Origin of the sequence: Levilactobacillus cerevisiae, assembly GCF_003946245.1 — a bacterium.
GTDB classification, from domain to species: Bacteria; Bacillota; Bacilli; order Lactobacillales; family Lactobacillaceae; genus Levilactobacillus; species Levilactobacillus cerevisiae.
The window spans coordinates 1-6,396 of the sequence record NZ_RHNN01000053.1; the positions used below are offsets into that span (position 1 = coordinate 1).

At 47.9% G+C, this 6,396-nt stretch carries 5 protein-coding genes; 1 reads left to right on the top strand and 4 read right to left on the bottom strand.

Going from position 1 to position 6,396, the window contains the following annotated elements; genetic code table 11:
* The first annotated feature begins 792 nt into the window (after positions 1–792).
* Complete coding sequence (locus tag EKM99_RS15205; protein ID WP_125584165.1) at positions 793–1,053, top strand: helix-turn-helix domain-containing protein; 261 nt, start codon at positions 793–795, stop codon at positions 1,051–1,053.
* Between the two features lie 121 nt (positions 1,054–1,174).
* Here EKM99_RS15205 and EKM99_RS15210 read toward each other — a convergent pair whose 3' ends face one another.
* The 4 genes from EKM99_RS15210 to EKM99_RS15225 form a co-directional block, all read right to left on the bottom strand.
* A complete protein-coding gene (locus EKM99_RS15210; protein ID WP_125584166.1) occupies positions 1,175–1,597 on the bottom strand; it encodes a Spx/MgsR family RNA polymerase-binding regulatory protein in 423 nt (140 codons plus the stop codon).
* A 386-nt stretch (positions 1,598–1,983) separates the two neighbouring features.
* On the bottom strand, positions 1,984–2,841 hold the full coding sequence (locus EKM99_RS15215; RefSeq protein WP_125584167.1) for a CAP domain-containing protein: 858 nt from the start codon (positions 2,839–2,841) through the stop codon (positions 1,984–1,986).
* 845 nt (positions 2,842–3,686) lie between these two features.
* Positions 3,687–5,531, bottom strand: coding sequence for a glycoside hydrolase family protein (locus EKM99_RS15220; RefSeq protein WP_125584168.1), 1,845 nt, complete (start codon positions 5,529–5,531; stop codon positions 3,687–3,689).
* Positions 5,532–5,740: 209 nt separating this feature from the next.
* A complete protein-coding gene (locus EKM99_RS15225; RefSeq protein ID WP_125584169.1) occupies positions 5,741–6,124 on the bottom strand; it encodes a MarR family winged helix-turn-helix transcriptional regulator in 384 nt (127 codons plus the stop codon).
* Between the last annotated feature and the right edge of the window lie 272 nt (positions 6,125–6,396).

Consider the following 6,396-nt stretch of genomic DNA (forward strand, 5'->3'; position numbering starts at 1 on the left):
CATTCTTTGATTATACAAAAATATCCGTTGCCAGTAATCAAATTCATTTGATTACCAACAACAGATATTTTAGAACCCTTTTTATGTTACAGTGACTAAGGGTTGCAAGTCTAAAGGACCTAAAACGGCCCAGCTAACAGGGATTTAATCCACAAAATCAGTGGCTAATTGCCACCTGCGGCTGCCAGAGATTCCGGATGCTATGGGGACCGCCTGCGGCCTGGGGAGCGGTCCTCCGACTCGGTTTGAAGCCTGTCCCAAAACGACAGTCTCCAAACGCGTCCCACGCTGTAAGCTGGTTCCCAGCTTACAGCGTTGTCATAGCTGCCTGCATCTCTGGCCTCCTCCGGTTATGATTGTTCTTCAATACGAAGTTGATGTGATTGTCGCTGACCTGGCAACCTTTATCCACGATAATTGGCACTGTCTATGTAGGCGGGAGTGAGTCAAATTTAGGCTCAGCCGTGGGATTTTCCATGTGCGCTTCTTGGAAAATGGCGACTTTGAAACGTGGGCTTGGCGGTTCACAGTGAGCCGGCAGACCGCCTCACAGGCTGGCGGACCCCACCTACCCACAGCGTTCCGGCCTAAATTTGGCGAACGGTAAGTCGGCAGGTTTAGACAATGTTGCCAATATTCAGCGTTTTGTCTCTATTATGTAGCGGATTAAGCCGCCAATTAAAGTTTCAATCTTCTTTAGTTACAGTAATTCTAGCAAACTAGCACAGAACGGTTATTATCCATAGGAGTGACGTGACACGCAGATTAGTTAATCAGAAAGGCTGAACGCCCATGACGACCTGGCAAGAATTCAAGCAACATAGTCACGCAATTTCAGATATTGATATGAACATTATTGAGACGCTCACAACCTTACAGTCCGAACGCATCCGCCGCGGCATTTCACAAAGAGAATTAGCTGCCCGGATTAAGATGTCACCTTCACAGTTAGCAAGTATTGAACGGTTAGACGCAATGCCGACACTGGCCACTTTGAATCGCTACGCTCATGGACTGAATCTCCAAATCAAGGTTTCCGTAGTTTCTGCTTAATTTCAATGCAGTCAGTTGTAACCGACCGGAATATCGCTTTCATAAGTATAGCCAAGAAAAAGGCACCGCCACAAAAATTGTGGTCGGTGCTTTTGCTTACTTCTCTTCCATTATGCTGATGCTAGGCCAGAGCGGTATTTTGGTTCCCGCCATTTAAAATCTTGAAGAAATTGGCCAATTCCTTCTTCCGGTAAGCAGCTGGTACGAATTCCCGGATGGTTTCCAGATCGAAGCCAGTTGCCAACTTGTTCTGATCGACGACGATGGGGTTCTTTAAGATCCCGGGGTTCTTTTGCAAGAGATCCACGAGTTCGTTCATCCCCATGTCCTGTACGGAGCCCGGTAAGGCCTTGTATGCCTTAGAACGTGTTGAGATCAGGTCGTCGGTGCCTTCTTCAGTTAAGGAAAGCATGTAAAGAATTTCATCCTTGGTTAAAGGTTGTTTTTTAATGTCGCGAGCGGTAAAGATGGCATCGTGGTTCGCCAACCATTTCATGGCTTTAGTTACCGCAGTTGTTTTAGCGTGAAAGTACATTTTGATCATAGAATCGCCCTCCAATTATCTTTCTTCGATGAGGTACTTGGATTAGCACTCTTTTAACTGAGTGCTAATTATGCTTCTCATTGTACACCACAATCTGCCATGATGGAACCCATTTTACTCGGTCTAGGCCACCTTTTAACAATTTCTTCAGATTCTCGCTAATTGGTGGTTTGATTCGCCGCTTTTCATTGGCTTACAATACACTCTATCAGGGGAATGCAACCGTTTTACGGCGGAAGATTGAAGAATGTTTGAAGATGTGTGCTGGAACTTGGAAACAGTGTACCATTTTCACGAAAGCGTTGTCATTGATGTGAATCAAGTTTGAAGGGAAACTTAACAACCCACCGAAAAATTTATATTTTTCGGTGGGTTGCCTGTGTATTTTATCCTTGTTGGTCGACAGCGTTGTAAATCGTGCCGTTAGAAATCTTCCAACCAATCCCAATCGTCTTGGCTTCGGGGTTGATCAGGTTGTCGCGGTGGCCCCAGTCGGACTCAGCGTCGTGGTTGAGGTACTGGTCAGCCGCGTTGGTACCGGCCTTTTGGTAATCACCCACGAAACCTTCATCAGCCTCATACAGACATTCAGAGCTCAGGCCTTGGTTGAAATCGATGCCAAATTGTGGTCCTTCCTGTAAGTAGGTCACGTTGCCATCACTGTCGTAGTGGGTAATGTCACCCAATTGAGCACAGTCGGCGGCCCGTTGATTGGCCAAATTCGTGAGGTCAGTCGCAATCGTCAGTGGTGCGGCGCCGGTCTTGGCCCGTTCCTGATTGACCATGGCTAAGAAATCAGCGCTGGCTGCTTGGGCGTTAAACGTCGCTGCGGTAGTCCCCTTTCTGGTCGTGGTTGTATTAGTTGTGCTTGGCGTAGTTGTGGTCGTCGCCTTAACCGTTTGCTTAGGCGCAACCCCCTTTTTCAAATACCCCCGCCAAATCCAGCCGCGCGCCTTCTTCGTACTGACGTAACTGTAGACGGCCTTCTTGTGATTGGCCTTGCGTACGGTGCTTTGCTTGGTCACGTACAGCGTCGTGTATCTGTAGTTCTTGGCGTGGTGGGCAACCTTGGTCAGCTTGTTGGTCTTGTAAATGGTCCCCTTGGTGGCATGGTAGGCGGCCTTCTTAACCTTTTTGGTGCTAAGTACCTTGACGTCAGTCTTGGCCGCAGCCGGTGTGGTCGTGGCGCTGAGGCCGACCGTCGCAACAGCTAGAACTGATAATGCTAAGTAAACTTTCTTCATGGTGACTTCCTCCTTGGATAGCGTTGCTTCGCGCTAATTCCTCTATTAGTCTCTTACAAACGCCCCAACTAATCAAGGCCATTCATAAGTAACCCCTAAAAGCGTAGCAAACCCTACTGGCCAATCCCAGTTTTCGGGACCAGCAAAGTTACGCGTAACTCTGAATATCGACCACTGCAACAAAAGGTTGGAAGTCTAAGACTGCCTTGAACGGTCCAGCTAACAAAGGTTCATTCCACAAAGCTTGATAGAAATTGCCACCTGCGGCTGCCAGAGATTCCGTCTGCTGTGGGGACCGCCTGCGGCCTGAGGAACGGTCCTCCGGCTCGGTTTAAAGCCTGTCCAAAACCGACAGTCTCCAAACGCGTCCCACGCTGTAAGCTGGTTCCCAGCTAACACCGTCGACACAGCTGACTCCATCTCTGTCCTCCTCCGGTTATGATTGTTTTTCAACATGACATCCGTGTAACTATCGCTGGACTAGCAACATTTCCCCAAAATAATTGGTCACCGTCTATGTAGACGTGAGTGAGCCAAATTTAGGCTCAGCCGTGGGATTTTCCAAGTGGTTTACTTGGAAAATGGCGACTTTGAAACGCGGGTTGGGCGGTCCAAAGCGAGGTCCAAGACCGCCCTTTGGCTTGGACCGTCCTACCCACAGCGTTCCGGCCTAAATTTGGCGAACGGTAAGCCGGCAGGTTTAGACCGTATTGCCAATCCTAGCGTTATCCCCTTACTATGCAACTGGATATGCTGACATTTCAATCTTTAGCCGCAACAAAAAAATCTCCATGGGCCACCCGATTGGGTGTCCATGGAGACCTGAAAAACAGTTAAATCATTGTTTATGAATCAAGATCGAACGCCAAGGCCCGGGTCCACAACCCGTTACTCATCTGGTAATAAGTCGTGACCGTGCCATTAGCATCCGTCCGCTTAGCCCGGTGCGTAATCGTCACGCGTCGTTCTGAAATGTCAGCGGTGGTTCCCTTTTGCTTGGCCAACATAGGGTCGTTGAATGGCAGGGTGTAAACGGGATAAATCTTCATCAGCGTTAAGTCCCGGTCATACTCGTCGATCGTAATCTGGTCGAATTGTAAGGCACTCTTCCGAATCCAGTACTTCGTCGTCGCGTTCTTGCTGAAGCGAATTCGGTACCATTCGCCAGAATCAGCCGTGGCCCGCATATCGACGTAGACCCGCATCTTCTTTTGCTTCTTCCAGTTGTACTTCATGATATTCCAGTTCTTGTGACCGCGAATATGGTTGTACAGGGAGTAAGTCGCAAAGTTAGACTTGAGTTCAGCGTGTTGCGTGTTCAAACCAGACACGTATTTTTCACTCTTGTTGGTTTGCTTACGCTTCTTCAGCTTCTGCGTGCTTGGCTTGCTGGTCGAGCTAGTCGTTGGCTTGTGCACCGTGGTGTTCGTGATAGTCTGTTGCGACGTGACGTCGGTTGCGACCACACTGCCTTTGGTAATCTTGTTGTCCGTGATATCAATGGACGGATCCGTCAACGGGAAGTTCCCCTTCACGAAGGCTGCCCCTAATCTCTGCGCCGTGGCTTGGTTCCCAGTGATGGTCACATCCGTCATCGGGTTATCGCTAGAGGTCGTGTCCAAGTAAACGTACTGCTTGGTTGGATTAACGTTGGTAAACGTGTTGTCCGTGATGTTCAAGTTCGTCATGGTGTAAGCGGGTTCGGAGTTCAACAGATAAATGTAGTTCCCGGAACCTAACACGTGTTGGTTGATGAACTTGTTTCCGGTGATCCACAGGTTAGAGATCCCCTTAAAATGAATCGTGGCAACACCATCTGACATCAATGGTTTGGGATCAACCACCGTGTTGTTGGTAAAATGCACGTCATGAATGATGCCGGCAGTTCCGTGACCATAAATGGCATGTTCACCAATTGGGTTTGGTGCGTAAGAAGCAACTTGCCCAGATTTCTTAGACACTGGCAAGAATTGGTTATTGTCGACCGTCACGTCATAGGTTGGCAAGTTGTCGTATTGGTCGCCCTTGTTCTTGTATGACATGGCCTTCTTGTTGGAGTAATCAATCTGAATGGCTTCCTTGAAATCTTGTGAGCCGTTGAACCCGGTGAAAACGGAGTTCGTGATGTTGATCGCGTGGCTCCCGTCAAGGTCGATGTAGTGGCCGGTAGGTGATTCGGCGTTATCGAACACACACTTGTCAAAGTTGATGTTCGTGGCGTGGTGGACACTTTGCGTGAAGACACTTTGGCCTTTAGCCGTGTTGTCCCCTTGGAACGTGGCGCCCTGCCAAGTAACATTGCTGATACCGCCACTGTAACCGGCTTCCGGACTAGGATAAACAAAGTTCACCCGGTTCCCGCCAGTAATCCGGAAAACGGCACCCTTATCAAATTTAAACGTGATGTTCGAGTGAAGCGTAATGTTCCCGGCGTCAAAGAGGTAAGTCCCCTTTGGCACGTGAATGGTCACACTGCCGCTCCATTTATCAAGCATGGATTGCAAGGCGTCGTTATTGGCCGTCTTAGCGTCTCCTACCATCCCCTGGTTCTTGGCGTTAATTGTGGTCGCCGCGTAGGCCACCGTGTTGCTCGTGCTCTGGCTCGGTAAAACAGTCGCCGAGCTTAGGCCTACCAACGTTGCTCCCGCAGCAACTGTCACCAATAGACCGAGCTTTTTCCTCAAATTCAAAAAATCCCCTCCAGTTCCAAATTCTTTCCACGTGTTCCATTATAAGCTAAGACATGAAAGCGTTGGGTCATCTTAACCAAATTGTCACACGATTGAAAGATTCCAGTCGTAAAGGGGACTTATTTTTCAGTTATAAATTAACTTGACAGATTAACCGGTCGCTCTCAGCCACAACAAAAACAGTGAAAGCGACGAAGTCAATTTAACATCTACATTAATTGAGCGATGTCGTCATGAAGCCCGTTCAGGCGTTCAACGACCTGCCCACGAACTTGGGTGTAAACCTTCACACCATCTGGCGTCAACTTCAAGTTATGTTGCCGACGGTCGACCTGTGAAGCGATACTTTCGATTAAACCAGCCCGTAATAAACGAGAGATTTGACCGGAGATCATTGACTTGGAAACGCCAATTTGCCCTGCAAACTTCGTAGGCGTAAATTCTTCCTTCTGATCGGTGATGGCGTGTAACAAGTTAAATTGTTCCAGCGAAATCGTAATGGCCTCCGTTTTGATGGTGGTTACTGGCCGCATGATCTTTTGGAGTTGAGAGAACCATTCCAAGGATTGGTTTAAATCGTTCGTTTGCGTCATTAATCGTTCTTCCTTTCTACATTGCGCTAGCGGCGTTTCTACTATCTGACCCGCTAACCATTTATTATAGCCCTTATTTTCAGTCTTTATGTTACCGATTTATTAATAGTTTATAGCATATTGGTTAAAAACACTAGTAATTAGAACCGTGATTTGCATTCTTCCGTTACCGTACACCATTGAATTCCTAACCAGAACCTGGATTATTCATCAACAAAATTTCCAACGAAAAAAGGGAGGTCTAAATCGGTATTTTCCCGATTTAGACCTCC